Here is a 17,981-nt window from a genome sequence, read left to right as displayed (position 1 = left end):
ATATATATAATTCATAATGAATTTTTATACAGACAGATGAATTTAAAACCAGGAGGGAATTATACATGTCGAAACAAAAATTGATCTTAGCGTACTCTGGGGGACTTGATACATCGGTAGCCATCAAATGGTTGAGCAAGGACTATGACGTCATTGCCTTATGCATGGATGTCGGAGAAGGAAAAGATTTATCCGTCATTAAAGAAAAAGCACTCCTCGTCGGTGCAATCGAATCGATCGTCCTCGATGTTAAAGAAGAATTCGCACAAGACTTCGTATTACCGGCACTTCAATATGGCGCTCATTACGAAAATGCCTATCCGTTGATTTCAGCGCTTTCGCGTCCGTTGATCGCAGAAAAGCTTGTCGAAGTCGCGCATCAACATGGTGCAACGGCGGTCGCTCACGGATGTACCGGAAAAGGGAACGACCAAGTCCGGTTCGAAGTTTCGGTCGCAGCACTTGATCCATCACTCGAAGTCATCGCACCGGTTCGGGAATGGAAATGGTCACGGGAAGAAGAGATCGCCTATGCGAAAGAAAACAACGTGCCGATCCCGATCAACCTCGACAGCCCATACTCAATCGACATGAACCTCTGGGGACGGAGTAACGAGTGTGGCGTCCTAGAAAACCCTTGGACAGAGCCACCGCAAGACGCTTACGCGTTAACAGTAGCGCCAGAAGACGCTCCGGATCAGGCAGAAGAAGTCATCATTGGCTTTGAAGCAGGTGTTCCGGTCTCGATCAACGGAACGACGTATCCACTGGCGAAACTGATCACGGAACTGAACATCATCGCTGGTGCACATGGGGTCGGACGGATCGACCACGTCGAGAATCGTCTCGTCGGTATCAAATCGCGGGAAGTCTATGAGTGTCCAGGCGCAACGGTATTACTCAAAGCGCACGCTGCACTCGAGACGATTACATTGACGAAGGACGTCGCACATTTCAAACCAATTCTCAGCAAACAATACGCAGAAACGATCTATAACGGTCTCTTCCATGCACCATTAACGAAAGGCTTAAAAGCATTCTTGACGGCGACACAACAGGACGTCACAGGAGAAGTTCGCGTTAAACTGTTCAAAGGAAACGCAACCGTGACAGGTCGTCAGTCCGCTGTCTCGCTCTATGATGAGAAACTTGCGACGTACACGAAAGAAGACGCGTTCGATCATGAAGCAGCAAAAGGCTTCATCAAATTACACGGACTTGCCGTTTCGACTCATGCGAGCGTACATCGTCAGGCGGGTGTAACGAAATGACCAAACTCTGGGGTGGACGTTTTACGGAAAGTGCTTCCGCTCAAGCGGAAGCCTTCGGAGCATCGATCACGTTCGATCAAAAATTAGCGAGCGTCGATTTAAAAGGCAGTCTCGCACACGCGCAGATGCTATTTGAACAAGGGATCCTCGCTCAAGACGAGTGGACACAAATCGAGCAAGGACTGAAGCAACTGGAAACGACGTTAGCGGATCATGTGTATACGCTAGCAGATGAAGACATTCACATGAATCTCGAGCGTCTATTGACGGAACAGATTGGTCCGGTTGCAGGAAAACTGCATACGGCACGGAGCCGAAATGATCAGGTCGCAACGGATTTACATCTATGGATGGAACAACATGTTGAAGCGTTGACGACGGCATTACGCGAGCTCCAATCGGTTATCACGGAACAAGCTGAGCAACATATCGAGACGGTCATGCCAGGTTATACGCATTTGCAACGGGCACAACCGATCTCGCTTGCCCATCACTTGCTCGCTTATTTCTGGATGTTCGAACGTGATGTCGAACGGTTGACGGATAATCAAAAGCGGATCCGGAAATCACCGCTCGGGGCAGGCGCGCTCGCGGGGACGACATTCCCAATCGATCGTTTCCGTTCTGCCGAGTTGCTCGGTTTTGAGTCAATCTATCCGAACAGTCTCGACGCTGTCTCCGACCGCGATTTCGTCATCGAATACCTCGGGATCGCCTCGACCGTCATGATGCATCTCTCGCGTTTTTGTGAAGAAATCATCATCTGGGCATCGCAAGAATTTGGCTTCATCGAGTTGTCTGATGCTTTCTCGACAGGATCGAGCATGATGCCACAGAAGAAAAATCCTGATTTCGCTGAATTGATTCGTGGGAAAACGGGGCGCGTCTACGGCAATCTGATGGGCTTCTTGACGACGATGAAGGCATTACCACTCGCTTACAACAAAGACATGCAAGAGGATAAGGAAGGGGTCTTCGATACAGCAGATACCGTTCTCCAATCCGTTCAAATCTTCACCGGAATGATTGAATCTGCGACGTTTAAGACCGAAGCGCTCAAGAAGGCGACAATGCAAGACTTCTCGAATGCAACGGAACTCGCTGACTACCTTGTAACGAAAGGCATACCGTTCCGGGAAGCGCATGAAATCGTCGGCAAAGCCGTCCTTTACTGTGTGCAGAACGGTTGTTTCCTGAAGGATTTGAACCTCGAGACGTATCAAACGTTCCATCCTGATATCACAGAAGACGTCTATCCGCTCCTCGATCCGGTTCAAGCGGTAGCACGCCGGACTAGCTACGGCGGGACAGGGTTTGCTGCCGTGTTGGAGCAACTCGAACTCGCGAAACAGCATCTTGCGAATTGACGAATTTTGAAAAAAAACAGTCAAATGACTGGATTTAACAAAAGATGTCTGCTATAACTGTAACTAACAACCGACAGATAGAGGCGCGGATGACATGAGTAGCATCATTCTTGAAGGCAAGCATGCTGAATGATGTGAAAGGGGAAGTCCGCCGAAGTGAACGAGAAGATGCTTCTTCTTGTTTGCTGGTACAACGGTTAAGATCCGTTGTACTGCCGAAACCGATGTTTCGGAGCGCTATCTTACGTAAAAGAACGAATGACTTTGTCTTCGTTTGTCCGATCGTGATAACGACGGGCCGTAGGAACGCTCCTACCGGCCCGTCGTTTTTTTCTGTATCGGGACAAAGGAGATAGGATTGTGACAACTGTACTTAAATTTGGTGGAAGCTCGGTTGCGACTGTCGAACAGATTCAGTCTATTGCGAATTATTTGAAGAGTCGCGCAGCCGAAGGTGAAAAACTCGTCGTCGTCGTTTCGGCGATGGGCAAGATGACAGATTCTTTGATCGCTCAGGCGCAAGCCATCACGGATCGCCCCGAGCGAAGAGAACTCGATCGACTGCTTGCCATCGGAGAAGAACAGACGATTTCATTACTCAGCATCGCCCTCAACTCGCTCGGTGTCAAAGCGTTATCGCAAACAGGCGCTCAAGCAGGAATCAGCACGATGGGCGTGCATACGAAAAGTAAGATCAAACAGATCGATGGAGATCTGTTACGACAAAAACTCGAAACGTACGATGTCGTCATCGTCGCCGGATTCCAAGGTGTCAATGAACTCGGTGATGTCACGACGCTTGGACGGGGTGGGTCGGATACAACGGCAGTTGCCCTTGCGGCAGTCCTTGATAAACGGTGCGAAATTTATACCGATGTCGACGGTGTCTATACAGCTGATCCGCGAATCCATGCCGCCGCTCAACCGATTCCACATATCTCGTATGATGAGATGATGGAAATGAGCGCCCTCGGGTCGAAGGTCATGGAAATGCGGAGTGTCGAACTAGGAAAAAAATACGGCGTACACATCTTCGTCGGGAAAACACTTGAATCGAAAAGGGGAACATGGATCATGGAAGCGACGGAAACAATGGAACAAAAAGCGGTGACGAGTGTCAGTGTGACGAAGAACGTCTTGACGGTATCAATCAAACACGTACCGCAAACGAATGCAGCAGTAGCCGATATCTTCGAACTGTTATCCAATCGCCACGTCAACATCGACATGATCAGTCAAACGACGTTCGACAGTGACATTTTCTTATCGTTCTCATGTCCACTCGATGAGGAAGAGTTCCTCGATGAAGCATTGAAAGACATCATGGATCGCTTCACGACAGTCAAGGTCGATCGCCATAATCAACACGCGAAATTATCTGTCGTCGGAATCGGGATGCGGGATGCAACAGGTGTCGCTTCGAAATTGTTCGCAATCTTCCGAGCAGAGAACATTCCGTTCTATCAAGTTACGACTTCAGAAATCAGCATCTCATACACGATTGCACAAGCAGATATTGAACGGACGGTTGCAGCGATTGCAAACGCGTTCGAGTTATAAGGAGGGAAACAGGATGTATCATGTAGCAGTCATTGGAGCAACCGGCGCCGTCGGTCAAAAAATGTTACAAGTACTAGCCGAACTGGACTTCCCGGTCAGCCGCCTGTCCGCTTACGCTTCTGCTCGTTCAGCAGGGAACACGGTACAGTTCAAGGGAGAAGCCATCACGATCCAAGCGCTGACGCCAAACATCACGGAAGACGGGATCGATGTCGCGTTGTTCGCAGCGGGCGGAACGATCAGTGAGCAATATGCCCCGTTACTAGCTGAAAACGGAACACTCGTCGTTGATAATTCAAGTGCCTTCCGGATGCAGGAGACGATTCCACTCGTCGTGCCAGAAGTCAATCCGCAAGCGATTCAAGCAACGGACCGCTTGATCGCAAATCCGAACTGTTCGACGATTCAATCCGTCGTCGCTTTAGCACCGCTCCAGTCACTAGGATTCGAACGCGTCAACTATACGACGTATCAGGCCGTATCCGGTTCTGGTCAAAAAGGAATCGAGGATCTAGCGCGTGGAGCACGTGGAGAAGAGCCCGTCAATTATCCGCATCCGATTCACGACAACATCTTGCCGCATATCGATGTGTTCCTTGAGAACGGTTATACGAAAGAAGAGCAGAAGATGATTGATGAAACACGGAAAATCTTCAATCTTCCAGCATTACCAGTCAGTGCGACATGTGTCCGGGTTCCGGTCACGAATTCTCACTCGGTTGCAATCAACGTCACGTTTACACAACCGACGACGGTTGCAGCGATCCGTGAAGCACTTGAAAACGCACCTGGCGTCGTCCTCGTCGATGATGTCGCGAATACGCGCTATCCGATGCCACTTGACGCGAGTGGGACGGACGATGTCTATGTCGGACGAATTCGACAAGATGATAGTCTCGCGAATACGTTCCATCTTTGGTGTGTAGCCGACAATATTCGAAAAGGTGCCGCCTCGAATGCCGTACAAGTCGCACGCCAAGCCATCGAACAGTCGATTCATTCATAAAAAAGGAGGAGTTCTTCATGTTCAAAGGAGCAGGTACAGCGCTCGTCACACCATTTAATGAAGCAGGCGAGTTGGATTTACACGTATTTGAACGCTTAATCGAGCAACAACTCGCAGCAGGAATTCAGGCACTTGTCGTTGGAGGGACGACAGGAGAAGGTTCGACACTGACAAACACGGAATTCGAACAACTCCTGACGACTGCCGTTCAAGTCACGGCAGGGCGAGTGCCCGTCATTGCCGGAACGGGTTCGAACAATACGGCAGCGACGATCGAGAAAACATTACTCGCAGAACGCCTCGGTGCGGACGCAGCGATGCTCGTCACACCGTATTACAATAAAACATCGCAAGCCGGTCTCATTGCACACTTCACGGCGGTCGCTGATGCAACAGAATTACCAATCATGCTGTACAACGTTCCGTCGCGGACAGGCGTTGCGATCGCAGTCGAAACAGCAGTGACGTTAGCACGTCATCCACGCATCCAAGCCTTTAAGGAAGCGAGTGGAGATGTCAGCTTCATGGGTGAACTGATGGCGGCGATTCCGGAAGACTTCGCGGTCTTCTGTGGAATGATGATCAAATCCTGCCGTACATGGCATGGGGCGCACAGGGTGTTATTTCAGTTCTCTCTAACCCGTACCCAGCAGAGACACAAGCACTTGCTAAGGCGTTACTAGGGCAAGATCTCGTCACGGCTCGCCGGATTCAGGCAGACTTGTTACCGGTCATCGGTGCCTTGTTCAGTGACGTTAATCCGATTCCAGTCAAAGCATCGCTTGAAGAACTTGGCTTTGCTGTCGGTGCGCCGCGCTTGCCGCTCGTCCGTCAATCGGAAGCAGGACACGCGCATTTACTCGAAACGATGCGGGCTTACAAAGGAGTGGTTCGATGAAACTCGCGTTACACGGTTACGGGGCGACAGGACAATACGTCGTCGAACTCGCACCACAAAGTGTCGTAGCGATCGTTGACCGGACGAAGTCATCCGATACGATCGCTTCATATGCGGAGCTAACAGAGATGGCAGAGACGGTCGATGCGATCATCGACTTCTCGCATCCGAGTTTGCTACCGGATCTGCTCGCATATGGGCTGGCGACAAAAACACCACTCGTCATCGCGACGACTGGTTTTTCGGAGGCGGAACTGGCATCGATCAAGGACGCTGCAAAAGAAATTCCGATCTTCCAGTCGTACAATATGTCGTACGGCATCGCGATGGTGCAGCAACTGCTGAAGACACTCGTACCACTAGCAGGAGCGTATGACATCGAATTGCTTGAGAAACATCACAACCAAAAAGTCGATGCGCCAAGCGGAACGGCTGAGTTGTTATTGCAAACGATTCAGACGGTACGTGACGTCACACCGGTATATGATCGGTCACAGACGCGGCAAAAGCGAGAGACGAACGAGATCGGGATGCACGCGATGCGCGGTGGAACGATCTTCGGAGAACACGAAGTCTTATTCGCAGGTGTCGACGAATTGATTGAAATCAAACATACGGCGTTATCGAAAAAAGTATTTGCTTCTGGTGCGATCAAAGCAGCTGAAGCACTCATTCAAAAAACAGCGGGACTCTATACATTAGAGACGCTCTACACACAGGAGGATTCACATGTTACTCACTGATGCTTACGAAATTGCTAAATTCATTAAAGATGCTAAAAAACAAACACCGGTAAAACTGTACGTCAACGGCGATTTAGCGGGCTTGACGATCGAAGGCGCTACTGCATTCGGATCAGATGAATCAAAGATTTTCTTCGCGGATGCAGGACTTGCGGCTACTTTCTTAGAAAAGTATTCAGATCGCATCACTGATGTTCACGTGGAGTATGACCGTCGCAACAGTGCGGTACCAATGCTTGATACACGTCACTTAAATGCGCGCATCGAGCCAGGTTCATGGATTCGTGATCATGTCGTCATCGGTGACAACGCAGTCGTCATGATGGGTGCGATCATCAATATCGGTGCATCAATCGGAGATGGTACAATGATTGATATGAACGCTGTCGTCGGTGCACGTGGGACGATCGGGAAAAACGTTCATGTCGGTGCAGGTGCCGTGGTCGCGGGTGTCCTCGAACCACCTTCAAAAACACCTGTCATCATTGAAGACGGTGTCTTGATTGGTGCAAATGCAGTCATTCTTGAAGGCGTCAAAGTCGGCAAAGATGCCGTCGTCGCTGCTGGTAGTGTCGTCACAGAAGACGTACCTGCTGGAAGCGTCGTTGCCGGAACACCTGCACGTGTCATCAAACAGAAAGATGCGAAAACAGAAGAGAAGACGCAATTGGTGGATGATTTACGTTCACTCTGATTGACGTCGAAGAGGAGGAAAACACATGGCAGTGGATACACAGTATGGAGAAGCAATTTGGTTAGATGGAGTCTTTCATGATCCGAAAGATGCGAACACGAGCGTCATGTCACATGCGATTCACTACGGTAGTGGATTCTTTGAAGGAATTCGTGCATACGCGACACCGGACGGACCGGCGATTTTCCAATTGAAGGAACATATCGAGCGTCTCTTCCGCAGTTGTGCGTATTACCACGTCACGATTCCGTATACGGTGGATGAACTCGTTCAGGCGACGATTGATCTAGTTGCGAAAAACGGATTCGAATCTTGTTATATCCGTCCATTCGTGTTCCTCGGTACGCCATGGCAAGCATTGATGGCGAAAGATACGACGGTTCATGTCGGCATCTCTTGCTGGGAGCTTGGGGAATACTTCGATAAAGGCGCTGGCATTCGTGCCAAAGTTGCATCTTACCGCCGCGTCTCATCAACGATGATGCCGATGCAAGCGAAAGCGGCTGCGAACTATATGAACTCACAACTCTTAAAAGGTGAAGCGATCCGTGATGGATTTGATGAAGCTATCGCGCTCGACATGAACGGTAACGTCAGTGAAGCGAGTGTTGCGAACCTCTTCCTTCTTAAAAACGGAACGATTCATACACCGTCACTTGATTGTTCAGTACTCGACGGTATCACACGCCAAGTCATCATCCGTTTGGCACAAGATCAAGGCTATCCTGTCGTCGAACGTCACATCGGACGCGATGAGTTATATGTCGCAGATGAGATCTTCTTAACAGGAACAGCTGCTGAAATCACGAGTGTCGGTGAAATCGATCATATCTCCATCAACGGCGGAACACGGAACGTCGCAGATGAGTTGCTCGATCTTTACCGTCAAGCTGTCACAGGTCAATTGCCGCAATATGCGGATTGGTTGACGTATGTGACACCAGCTGTCGCAGAATGACGACGCGTACACTCGTCACGATCGATCGGAAGGCGGTGCGACAGAACGTCGCATCGGTCTTCGCTCGGTCACGTAAACGTATTTTTGCCGTGGTCAAGAACAATGCGTACAACTTAGGCATGCTCGAGATGGTCGAAACGCTGATGGCGTCTGATGTGCATCACTTTGCTGTCGCCGAGTTGTATGAAGCTATTGAAATCAAAACGAATTTTCCAGACAGTTATGTACTGGTGATGAATCCGACGGAGGATTTTGAAACAGCACGACGTTTCGGAATTGCACTCGGTGTCTCATCGCTAGAATGGCTCGCCCTAAACAGTAAACAGCTGCAGGGAATCGAGTTACATTTGAAGATCAACGTCGGGATGAATCGTTTTGGTGTCAGTTCGCTTCAAGAGGCGGAAGCTGTTCTTGCGCTTGCGCAAGCAGATTCGCTCGCTTTAACAGGTTTATATACACACTTTCCGCTTGCCGATGAGCCGGATGCGGATCACGATGGACAAGTCGAACGTTTCGTCGCCATTGCCGATGTGTTACGAAAGCGCCATACGTTTACGTATATGCACTCGGAAAACAGTGCGACGATCGTCAAACACGATCCGCGTCTCGCATTTTGTAATTATGTCCGTCCTGGAATCTTCTTATTCGGCTATTCACCGATTGAAAAGATGGACTGGCTCGTTCCTGCGCTACGGATGACGACGGAGGTCGTTGAAATTCGCGAAATCGGACCGGGTGAACACGTTGGGTACGGAACGAACTTTACGAGTACAGAACCGATGCGGATTGCCATCTTACCAGTCGGCTATGGAGACGGTGTCGTCCGTGGGCGTGCCGCTCTGCCTGTTCATATTAAAGAAAAACCTTATCCGGTTATCAATAAATTATTCATGAGTCATACGTTCGTCGCTGTCGATGGGACGGTTGAGGTCGGAGACGAGGTCGTGCTATACGGGGATGGCGTTGAAATTGACGATATTACTCGGACAGGAGCAGCGAACAATTCAGAGCAGATGTGTGCCCGGTCGTGGCGTTTGACGCATCAGTATCTATAAGGAGGAACTTATTATGTATGGAAGTCAATACCTGACAGAAGAAAACAATACGTTGCACATCGATGGTGTCGCAGCGACCGATCTTGCAGCACAGTACGGAACACCGTTGTATGTGATGGCAGAGCGGGAGCTGACGGATCGATTAGCGACCGTCCGGGAACACTTCCTTGATAAGTATCCGAACACGTATGCTTCCTTCGCCTCAAAAGCACTGACTGTCAGTGCCGTATATGAACAAGTCGTTCGTCATGGTCTTGGAATCGATGTCGTCACAGGCGGGGAACTCTTCATCGCCCGTCAATCCGGGGTTCCAGCAGAACGAATCTATTTCCATGGTTCGAATAAATCAACGGCTGATCTTCAGTATGCCGTTGAGGAAGGAGTCGGACGGATTGTCATCGATCACTTTGCAGAGATTGCACAACTGGAATCGATTGCGGCACAAGCCGGTCAAACGGTTCATGTCTTGATTCGGATCGTCCCACAAGTCATCGGTGGAGCGCATGCAAAAATCCAGACAGGTGGTGTCGATACGAAATTCGGTTTCTCGACGCATGCGTCAGATTACTTGGACGCAATCGAAGCGATTTTAGCATCGGAACATCTGTCGTTACTCGGCATCCATTGTCATGTTGGTTCGCAAATCCAAGATCCGTCACTGTTCGAACAGACAGCTCGGACGATGATGGGCTTCGTCGAAACGATTCGTGCGCACCATGGCTTCACAGTCAGCGAAGTCAATGTTGGCGGTGGCTTCGGTATTGCCTATACACAGGACGATCAGCCGCTTGATTTTGAAGCGACGATCGCACGCGTCATGGACGTGATCGAGACGGAAACGGAGCGACTCGGCATCGAACGTCCACGAATCGGGATCGAGCCAGGGCGCTGGGTCGTTGCGAATGCAGGAACGACACTGTATACGGTCGGGGCAATCAAAGAAATTGAAGGCGTCAGAACATATCTTTCGGTCGATGGCGGAATGACGGATAACATTCGCCCAGCACTTTACGGTGCCGTGTATGAAACCGTCATCGCAAACCGGATGAGTGGCGAAACGACTGAAGTGACGGTCGTCGGAGCAGCTTGTGAATCAGGGGATCTCGTCGCTGAAAAAGCACAGTTGGTCACACCGAACGGTGGCGATACCCTTGCTGTCTTTGGGACAGGAGCGTATAACTTTTCGATGGCAAGCAACTACAACCAGTTCTTACGTCCGGCACTTGTCTTCGTCCGGGATGGGGAATCCCGTGAAGTCGTCCGTCGACAAACGTATGCGGATTTGATTCAGTGTGATCTTGGGATCAATGGGGTCCGATCAGAGTCGTAAGAGGTGCGGGGTCAAACTAGAGCACAAAAAAACCGACGCTATCGCGCCGGTTTCATGCATACGATCTAAAGCGATTCTTCTCTTGAATAGAGAGGGATCGTTTTTTTGTGTTGCGATCAGCATATTCATTTTGGAATTTTTAAGACTTGTCCGACAAGCAGAAGGTTCGGATTCGTAATGTTGTTTGCCTGCATCAATGCTGTGACGGTGACACCATATCGTGTCGCAATCGAGTAAAGTGTATCACCGGCTTTGACCGTATAAGTCGTTGTTGGAATTTTCAAGACTTGACCGACGTTCAACAGATTCCAGTTCGTGATGTTATTCGCACTCGCGAGGGCAGAGACCGAGACGTTGTATTTGCGGGCGATGGAATAGAGTGTATCGCCAGCTTTGACGGTATACGTCGTACCGGTTGAAGTCGGTGACCGTAACAGTTCTGAAATCGTGACGAACGAATAGCCTTTTGCTTTGAGTTTTGAAATCATCGTTGGCAAGGCGGTTGGTGTTCCTTTCGCACCAGCACCGGTATGCATCAGAATAATCGATCCGGGAACGACTTTTGGTATTACACGATCCAAGATGGCTGTTGAAGAGATGCCTTTCCAATCCGTCGTATCAATATTCCATTGAATCGTTTTCGTGTAACCTGCAGCCCCAACTGCACTCAACACGTTACTGTTACTTGCACCAAACGGCGCCCGGAAAATTGGTTTCGTCGTTTTTCCGGTCAAGGACCGGATGAGGGATTCTGTTCGGGATAATTCACTCGTCATCTGGCTTGCTGTTAAGGTCGTAAAATCCGGATGCGAATACGAGTGATTGCCGATTTGGTGTGTAGGAGAGGCGGTTGTGATGTTCTTGATCGATTGAGGATGATTGTTTGCACCACTGCCTGTCAAAAAGAAAGTCGCTTTCACTTGGTTACTTTTTAAGATACTCAAGATTTTGGCAATGTTCGTTCCGTCTGAACCATCATCAAACGTCAATGCGACGACTTTTTGTGTCGTCGTTCCTTTTGTGACAAAAGTAGAGCTCGCTGCATCGACCTGTGAGGGGATTGAAAGTGGAGTCAGGAGAAGCAGTCCGATCATCATGATGGTGGGTTTCTTGATGTTCATCGTCTAGGACCTCCTTCATCAAAAACATGCTTTACAAGTACTCTTTATTAAGGTATTCCCTTTATTTTAAAAAAAGAACTAAGAAATTCCCGTTTTGCAAAGAAATAAAACTAAATTACAGAAAATTTGTTTAAACCGTAATCTTTTTGGGAAACCATAATATATGGAAATAGTAAAAAGGAGTGAGAAGGAATGATCGAATTCAAAAACGTCGGTAAGCAGTTTAAGGACAATGTCGTCTTGAAAGGCTTATCGCTCGAGATTCAAAAGGGTGAACTCGTTGTCTTCATCGGACCAAGTGGTTGTGGGAAGACAACATCACTTAAGATGATCAATCGATTGATTGAACCTTCTTCAGGTACGATTTTAGTCAACGGAAAGGACATCATGAAGACGGATACGATTGAATTAAGACGTCATATGGGATATGTCATCCAGCAAACAGGCTTGTTCCCTCACATGACGGTCCGGGAAAACATTCAATTGATTGCTGGGCTTGAGGGGAAGAACCACGATGAGATGGATCAACGGACAGAACAACTGTTGACGATGGTCGGGCTTGATCCAAAGCAATTCATCGATCGATATCCGAGCGAACTCAGTGGTGGACAACAACAGCGTGTCGGTTTCGCGCGTGCTCTGATGAATGACCCTGATGTCATCTTGATGGATGAGCCATTCAGTGCACTCGATCCCGTTACTCGTAACGATCTACAGGAAGAGCTCTTTAACTTGCAAGAAGAAGTGAAAAAGACGATCGTTTTCGTCACCCATGATATGGATGAAGCGATCAAGTTAGCGGATCGGATATGTATCATGCGTGATGGGGAAATCGTCCAGTTCGATACTCCAGAAGAAATCTTGCGTCATCCAAAAGATGAATATGTCGAATCGTTCATCGGAAAAAATAAAATCTGGAGTAGTCCAGAATTCATCAAGGCAGAAGATATCATGATCGAGGACCCAGTTTCAATCAGTGGCAAACGGACGTTGTTGCAGGGAATTGAAATCATGCGTGGACGCAAAGTCGACAGCCTGTTGATCACCGATCGTGACCGCGTCTTACAAGGGCTGATTAAGTTGAAGAACATCCAGACGATTCCGGATAAGAGCCAACGGATCGAAGAAGTGATGGAGGGCGAAATCATCGCCGTCAATGAACACGATTCATTACTCGATGTTCTTGAAGTCATGAATCAGGAAGAGACTGGTTATCTACCAGTAACGGATGCAACAGGAAAACTCAGAGGGTTGATTACACGTAGTAGCTTACTTTCCGTCTTGAGTGAGCAATTCATTCATGAGGAGGAAGTCCAATGAACGGATTCTTTGATTATGTAAAAAATAATACCGATCAGATCGGTGATTTATTGCTAGAGCACTTACAGTTGACGGTCTTTGCCGTCGTCATCGCGGTCGTTCTCGGGATTCCGATCGGAATTCTGATCACCCGTTACCAAAAGTTCGCGAAACCTGTCCTTGCGCTGACGAGTGTCGTGCAAGCCGTTCCGAGTCTTGCCTTACTTGGTTTCTTGATTCCGTTCATTGGTATCGGATCGACACCAGCGATCATCATGGTCGTGCTTTATTCACTCTTGCCAATCGTTAAAAATACGTACACGGGTCTGTCGAGCATTCCAGGGGACACGCTCGAAGCAGCTAAAGGAATTGGTTTAACGGATCGGCAAATCCTCAGTAAGGTTCAGATTCCACTTGCCTTGCCGATCATGATGGCAGGGATTCGAATTTCAGCCGTTACAGCTGTTGGTTTAATGACGATCTCAGCATTCATCGGTGCCGGTGGTCTTGGTTACCTCGTCTTCTCAGGTATTCAAACAGTTGATAATAACCAGATTCTTGCCGGAGCAATTCCAGCCGGTATTTTAGCACTCGTCATCGACTTCGTCGTCAGTCGGATTGAATACTCCGTGGCGCCAAATGGGATTCCACTTGCAGATGGTCGGATCAAGAATAAGGCACGGAAGCGTCGTAAGGCGATGCCAGCTGGACGTAAGATTGCGATTGCAAGTATCGTCTTCTTGTTAATCGGTGGAACGGTCGCTTACTCTTTCCTCAAGGAAGATAAGATCGTCATCGGATCGAAGAACTTTACGGAACAATTGATTCTCGGAAATATGTTAGCGGATTTAATCGAAGATAAAACGGATTTAGAAGTCGAACGTCAATTGAACCTCGGCGGAACAAAAGTCGCTTACGGGGCGCTTGAAAAAGGGGAAATTGACGCGTATGTCGAGTACACAGGTACTTTGTTGATCGACGTGCTCAAGCAAGACGTTGAGACGGATCCGGAAACGGTCTATGCAAAAGTCGGGAAGATGATTCCTGAGAAAAGTCAGGTCGACGTCCTGGACCCAATCGGTTTCAACAATACGTATGCCCTTGCTATGACGAAAGAAGATATCGAAAAATATGACTTGAAGACGGTATCAGATATGTCAAAAGTCAGTGATCGTTTGATTCTCGGATCAACAATCGAATTTGCGAACCGAGAAGATGGTTATCTTGGTCTGAAGAAAAAGTATCCAGATATGAAGTTCCAAGATGTACAACCCGTCGATGGAGGACTCCGTTATACAGCACTGACAAATGGTCGAACGAACGTCATCGATAGCTTCTCAACAGATGGTTTGTTACAAAAATTCGATTTAACAGTGCTAGAAGACGATAAAAAGTTCTTCCCACCATACTATGCGGTACCGCTTGTTCGTCAAGAAACACTTGAAGAACATCCGGAGCTGAAAAAAGTCCTCAACACGTTAAAAGATAAGATTACGGATGAGAAGATGCAAGAATTGAATTACAAAGCAGATGTCGAGAAACAGCGCCCTGAAAAAGTCGCGCGTGATTTCTTGATCGAAGAAGGATTAATTTCAAAATAAACAGATAGAGCCGAGGCGGGAATCCGCTTCGGCTCTTTTGGTATGCGCGCTGACGCGCTATATCGTTTTGGAAAATACGTAATCAAGTGATTAAATTATTTTTTGATGCGACTAGCGAGCCAAGCGCGAACAGTGCGTTGCTGAATCATACACGTTCTTCCTCTCGGTTTAATGTTCCAAGGCGGTGCTCGGCATCTTTAACGATACGTGCTTGGATCTCGACTGTCAACCAATCCGTTTCCGATTCGGGTAACGTCGGCAAACCGTAACTTGGGTTATTCGTAGATGAAAACAAATCAGACATGATGCGTTCTTCGTATACTGGAATCATATAAAATCCCCTCTCTGTGTCTTGATTCATCTCTTACACCTTTAGTGTACGAAAGAATTGTAAAGACGGAAGAGGGGAGGTGTTAAGAACCCGTGAACTTTGTAAACGTTCTCACAAACTTGTCAAATCCTCTGTGATGGCTTCACAACTGTCAGCATACTGCTGCCCTCGTTTCACGTATTTTCGGACTGTTCGTTCCATGATGAATCGATCATGGTCACTGATATCCCGGACGAGTTTTGCAGGAACCCCCATGACCATCGCGCCGGCAGGTACCTTCATTTTTGGCGGCACAAGACTCCCTGCAGCAACGAATGCCCCTTCTCCGATTTCGGCTTCATCGAGGATCGTCGCCGACATTCCGATTAACGCTCCTTTTCGAATGATTCCGCCGTGAATCATCGCCATATGACCAATCGTCACTTCATCTTCAATGATGGTCGGATACCCTTCATACTGATGAATCATCGAACCATCTTGGATGTTGACGCGTTCCCCGATGTGAATCGGACCTTCATCTCCGCGTATGACCGTATTGAACCAGACAGATGAGTCTTTTCCGATCGTGACCTCTCCGATGACCTTTGATCCGTCCGCTAAATAAACGGATGGATCGATGTTTGGAACAAGTGAACCGACACGATATTTCATGCGTTTTTCCCCCTCAGACATTAAATCGATACTCTTTCATCTTGACGTTACAAAAAATAAATTGCAACAGCTTCCAAACTAATTGTAAGATGGTAAAAATACGCTTACAACAGGAGGAGACAGGATGGAACAAACAGTGCGTGAACGATTGATCGCGATTGCTGCAAAAAAAGAGAAAGCAGCCGTCGTCTATCAGAATATTTCAGTCATTGATGTCATGACACGTGAGACATATACAGCAGATGTAGTGATTGATTCAGGCTATATTGCTGCTGTCGGAGAGGGGTATGAGGGAATCGAGAATCGTCCGGGAGAAGGACTTTTCATCGCACCAAGTTTCGTCGATGCCCACGTCCATATTGAATCATCGATGGTGCCACCGAGTGAGTATGAGCAAGCGATTCTACCATTAGGTGTCACGACGATCATCGCCGATCCGCATGAGATCGCGAATGTCAAAGGAGCGGAAGGATTATCCTTCATGCTAGACGATGCTGAAGGTCTCGCCCTTGATGTCCGCATGATGCTACCGAGCTGCGTACCGGCCACTTCGTTTGAACACGCGGGAGCATCTCTTGATGCGGCGGCACTTGCACCGTTCGTCGATCATCCTGGTGTCCATGGTTTGGGAGAAGTCATGGATTATCCAGCGGTCGAACGAGCCGATCACGATATGCTCCAAAAAATTAAACAGATCGAAGACGCAGGAAAACTGGTCGATGGTCATGCGGCGGGACTCGGACCACGCGAAATTAACATTTATGGTGTCGCCGGAATTCGAACGGATCATGAATCCGTCAGTAAGGAAGATGCGATCGCCCGAGCACGTCGTGGTCTGTATGTCGAAGTACGGGAAGGTTCGGCAGCTCGAAACTTAAAAGAAGTACTCGATGCTGTGACGGAAAGCAATGCGAGCCGTTTCCTCTTCTGTACGGATGATAAACATTTGGACGATACATTACGCGAAGGTACGATCGACTATAATATCCGCTATGCGATTCGTCATGGGATTAAACGCGAGACAGCATATGCGATGGCATCGTTGCATGCGACGAATGCCTATCGTCTGGACGATCGTGGAGCTATCGTGCCGGGACGCCGGGCGGACTTCGTCCTGTTATCCGATGCCGATAACGTCGTGATTGACGAGGTTTATATTAAAGGTGAGTGTGTCGCACGAGCAGGAAAAACGACCCGAACAGTACGGCGCGCGCATGTTCCAGAATCGTTACGAGGTGCATTGAATACAAAACCGATTACGCCGGAAGTATTTGCGCTGCCACTTGAATCATCACGGGCGCATGTCATTGGAGTCATTCCAAAAAGCATCGTCACGGAACATCTGGTTCTCGATGTTCCACTTCAAGACGGACATTTTGTGCCTGTACCGGAGCAGGATCTTTTGAAGATCGCTGTCATTGAACGGCATCACGGCACATCCTTCTCGGCAGTCGGGATCGTCAAAGGTTTCAAGATGAAACGCGGAGCGATTGCGGCGACTGTTGCCCATGATTCGCACAACCTCGTCATCGTTGGTGCGTCGGATGAGGAAATGCAACTGGCTGCGGAACGTCTCGTCCAAGCGGGTGGGGGAGTCATTGCCGTCAATGGGCAAGAGGTACTTGCTGAGTTACCGCTTGAAATCGCTGGACTGATGACGAATCGTCCCTTCCAAGAAGTTGGAGATACACTTGAAGCATTGAATGATGCACTCGATGTGTTAGAGGCGGATCGTTCCTTTAATCCCTATTTGACGATGTCATTCCTTTGCTTACCGGTCATTCCGGAGTTAAAGCTGACCGACAGTGGATTATTCGACGTAAAACACTTTCAGCATATTTCAGTACAAGCAGACTGATGTCCGTCGCGAGTCTGAGTCTCATTCCGGGACTCAGACCGTTTTTCTGTCAATCAAGTTACGTTAAAATCAAAAAAAGCCACTTTACAAAACGGTTAGAAATCCTTAATGAAACTTAATAGTTTGGATATTGAATCATTTTGGAAAGCTTGTTATAGTAGGTTCTATATCATTTGTGAGAAACCTCACTTTCTATGAAACTTTTATCTAGAAGGATCGTAGAAAATAGTAGGACAAC

Annotated in this window: 15 protein-coding genes, 1 pseudogene and 1 riboswitch; of the genes and pseudogenes, 13 read left to right on the top strand and 3 right to left on the bottom strand. The window is 48.3% G+C overall.

The window, feature by feature from the left end; all coding sequences use genetic code 11:
• Positions 1 to 65 precede the first annotated feature (65 nt).
• The 10 genes and pseudogenes from AC3B4V_RS14125 to lysA all read left to right on the top strand — a co-directional run bounded on the left by AC3B4V_RS14125 (position 66) and on the right by lysA (position 10,882).
• On the top strand, positions 66 to 1,271 hold the full coding sequence (locus AC3B4V_RS14125) for an argininosuccinate synthase (RefSeq protein ID WP_488378753.1): 1,206 nt from the start codon (positions 66 to 68) through the stop codon (positions 1,269 to 1,271).
• The gene (gene argH / locus AC3B4V_RS14120) at positions 1,268 to 2,638 is read left to right on the top strand and encodes an argininosuccinate lyase (RefSeq protein WP_488378752.1); all 1,371 of its coding nucleotides are present in this window, start codon (positions 1,268 to 1,270) and stop codon (positions 2,636 to 2,638) included. The genes AC3B4V_RS14125 and argH overlap by 4 nt, the downstream gene beginning before the upstream one ends.
• A gap of 70 nt (positions 2,639 to 2,708) precedes the next feature.
• A riboswitch (Lysine riboswitch) is annotated at positions 2,709 to 2,886 on the top strand.
• A 112-nt stretch (positions 2,887 to 2,998) separates the two neighbouring features.
• On the top strand, positions 2,999 to 4,198 hold the full coding sequence (locus tag AC3B4V_RS14115; RefSeq protein ID WP_047395005.1) for an aspartate kinase: 1,200 nt from the start codon (positions 2,999 to 3,001) through the stop codon (positions 4,196 to 4,198).
• Between the two features lie 13 nt (positions 4,199 to 4,211).
• A complete protein-coding gene (locus AC3B4V_RS14110; protein ID WP_488378751.1) occupies positions 4,212 to 5,204 on the top strand; it encodes an aspartate-semialdehyde dehydrogenase in 993 nt (330 codons plus the stop codon).
• Positions 5,205 to 5,221: 17 nt separating this feature from the next.
• A pseudogene (gene dapA / locus AC3B4V_RS14105) lies at positions 5,222 to 6,102 on the top strand (4-hydroxy-tetrahydrodipicolinate synthase).
• Positions 6,099 to 6,845: a 4-hydroxy-tetrahydrodipicolinate reductase gene (dapB, locus tag AC3B4V_RS14100; RefSeq protein WP_488378750.1), complete on the top strand. Its 747-nt coding sequence runs from the start codon at positions 6,099 to 6,101 to the stop codon at positions 6,843 to 6,845. The pseudogene dapA and the gene dapB overlap by 4 nt, the downstream one beginning before the upstream one ends.
• On the top strand, positions 6,832 to 7,539 hold the full coding sequence (gene dapD, locus AC3B4V_RS14095) for a 2,3,4,5-tetrahydropyridine-2,6-dicarboxylate N-acetyltransferase (protein WP_029340774.1): 708 nt from the start codon (positions 6,832 to 6,834) through the stop codon (positions 7,537 to 7,539). The genes dapB and dapD overlap by 14 nt, the downstream gene beginning before the upstream one ends.
• 25 nt (positions 7,540 to 7,564) lie before the next feature.
• Entirely contained in the window at positions 7,565 to 8,497 is a 933-nt protein-coding gene (locus AC3B4V_RS14090; RefSeq protein ID WP_023467124.1) for a branched-chain amino acid transaminase, read from the top strand.
• The gene (gene alr, locus AC3B4V_RS14085; protein ID WP_488378749.1) at positions 8,494 to 9,552 is read left to right on the top strand and encodes an alanine racemase; all 1,059 of its coding nucleotides are present in this window, start codon (positions 8,494 to 8,496) and stop codon (positions 9,550 to 9,552) included. The genes AC3B4V_RS14090 and alr overlap by 4 nt, the downstream gene beginning before the upstream one ends.
• 13 nt (positions 9,553 to 9,565) lie before the next feature.
• Positions 9,566 to 10,882 carry a diaminopimelate decarboxylase gene (gene lysA, locus AC3B4V_RS14080; RefSeq protein WP_488378748.1) on the top strand — a complete coding sequence of 439 codons (1,317 nt, stop codon included), beginning with the start codon at positions 9,566 to 9,568 and terminating at the stop codon, positions 10,880 to 10,882.
• 125 nt (positions 10,883 to 11,007) lie between these two features.
• On the opposite strand, the gene AC3B4V_RS14075 is transcribed toward lysA, so the two are convergent.
• On the bottom strand, positions 11,008 to 12,003 hold the full coding sequence (locus tag AC3B4V_RS14075) for a LysM peptidoglycan-binding domain-containing protein (RefSeq protein ID WP_411212273.1): 996 nt from the start codon (positions 12,001 to 12,003) through the stop codon (positions 11,008 to 11,010).
• Positions 12,004 to 12,195: 192 nt separating this feature from the next.
• On the opposite strand from AC3B4V_RS14075, the gene AC3B4V_RS14070 reads away from it, so the two are divergent.
• Positions 12,196 to 13,323: an ABC transporter ATP-binding protein gene (locus AC3B4V_RS14070; RefSeq protein WP_029340778.1), complete on the top strand. Its 1,128-nt coding sequence runs from the start codon at positions 12,196 to 12,198 to the stop codon at positions 13,321 to 13,323.
• Complete coding sequence (locus tag AC3B4V_RS14065) at positions 13,320 to 14,903, top strand: ABC transporter permease/substrate-binding protein (protein ID WP_029340779.1); 1,584 nt, start codon at positions 13,320 to 13,322, stop codon at positions 14,901 to 14,903. Before AC3B4V_RS14070 ends, AC3B4V_RS14065 begins: the two co-directional genes overlap by 4 nt.
• 145 nt (positions 14,904 to 15,048) lie before the next feature.
• Here AC3B4V_RS14065 and AC3B4V_RS14060 read toward each other — a convergent pair whose 3' ends face one another.
• Positions 15,049 to 15,234 carry a hypothetical protein gene (locus AC3B4V_RS14060; RefSeq protein ID WP_050678068.1) on the bottom strand — a complete coding sequence of 62 codons (186 nt, stop codon included), beginning with the start codon at positions 15,232 to 15,234 and terminating at the stop codon, positions 15,049 to 15,051.
• Between the two features lie 111 nt (positions 15,235 to 15,345).
• On the bottom strand, positions 15,346 to 15,885 hold the full coding sequence (locus tag AC3B4V_RS14055) for a gamma carbonic anhydrase family protein (protein WP_488378747.1): 540 nt from the start codon (positions 15,883 to 15,885) through the stop codon (positions 15,346 to 15,348).
• 124 nt (positions 15,886 to 16,009) lie between these two features.
• On the opposite strand from AC3B4V_RS14055, the gene ade reads away from it, so the two are divergent.
• A complete protein-coding gene (ade, locus tag AC3B4V_RS14050) occupies positions 16,010 to 17,743 on the top strand; it encodes an adenine deaminase (protein ID WP_488378746.1) in 1,734 nt (577 codons plus the stop codon).
• Positions 17,744 to 17,981 lie beyond the last annotated feature (238 nt).

It is taken from the genome of Exiguobacterium sp. E17S, from assembly GCF_057772545.1.
Note: the sequence above shows the minus strand (reverse complement) of the source record. Positions and strands in the feature narration are given on the sequence as shown.

Bases quoted from the DNA above. Each gene is read 5' to 3' on its own strand.
- AC3B4V_RS14125 (WP_488378753.1), top strand. From the start codon at position 66: ATGTCGAAACAAAAATTGATCTTAGCGTACTCTGGGGGACTTGATACA.
- argH (WP_488378752.1), top strand. From the start codon at position 1,268: ATGACCAAACTCTGGGGTGGACGTTTTACGGAAAGTGCTTCCGCTCAA.
- AC3B4V_RS14110 (WP_488378751.1), top strand. From the start codon at position 4,212: ATGTATCATGTAGCAGTCATTGGAGCAACCGGCGCCGTCGGTCAAAAA.
- dapB (WP_488378750.1), top strand. From the start codon at position 6,099: ATGAAACTCGCGTTACACGGTTACGGGGCGACAGGACAATACGTCGTC.
- dapD (WP_029340774.1), top strand. From the start codon at position 6,832: ATGTTACTCACTGATGCTTACGAAATTGCTAAATTCATTAAAGATGCT.
- AC3B4V_RS14090 (WP_023467124.1), top strand. From the start codon at position 7,565: ATGGCAGTGGATACACAGTATGGAGAAGCAATTTGGTTAGATGGAGTC.
- alr (WP_488378749.1), top strand. From the start codon at position 8,494: ATGACGACGCGTACACTCGTCACGATCGATCGGAAGGCGGTGCGACAG.
- lysA (WP_488378748.1), top strand. From the start codon at position 9,566: ATGTATGGAAGTCAATACCTGACAGAAGAAAACAATACGTTGCACATC.
- AC3B4V_RS14075 (WP_411212273.1), bottom strand. From the start codon at position 12,003: ATGAACATCAAGAAACCCACCATCATGATGATCGGACTGCTTCTCCTG.
- AC3B4V_RS14070 (WP_029340778.1), top strand. From the start codon at position 12,196: ATGATCGAATTCAAAAACGTCGGTAAGCAGTTTAAGGACAATGTCGTC.
- AC3B4V_RS14065 (WP_029340779.1), top strand. From the start codon at position 13,320: ATGAACGGATTCTTTGATTATGTAAAAAATAATACCGATCAGATCGGT.
- AC3B4V_RS14060 (WP_050678068.1), bottom strand. From the start codon at position 15,234: ATGATTCCAGTATACGAAGAACGCATCATGTCTGATTTGTTTTCATCT.
- AC3B4V_RS14055 (WP_488378747.1), bottom strand. From the start codon at position 15,885: ATGAAATATCGTGTCGGTTCACTTGTTCCAAACATCGATCCATCCGTT.
- ade (WP_488378746.1), top strand. From the start codon at position 16,010: ATGGAACAAACAGTGCGTGAACGATTGATCGCGATTGCTGCAAAAAAA.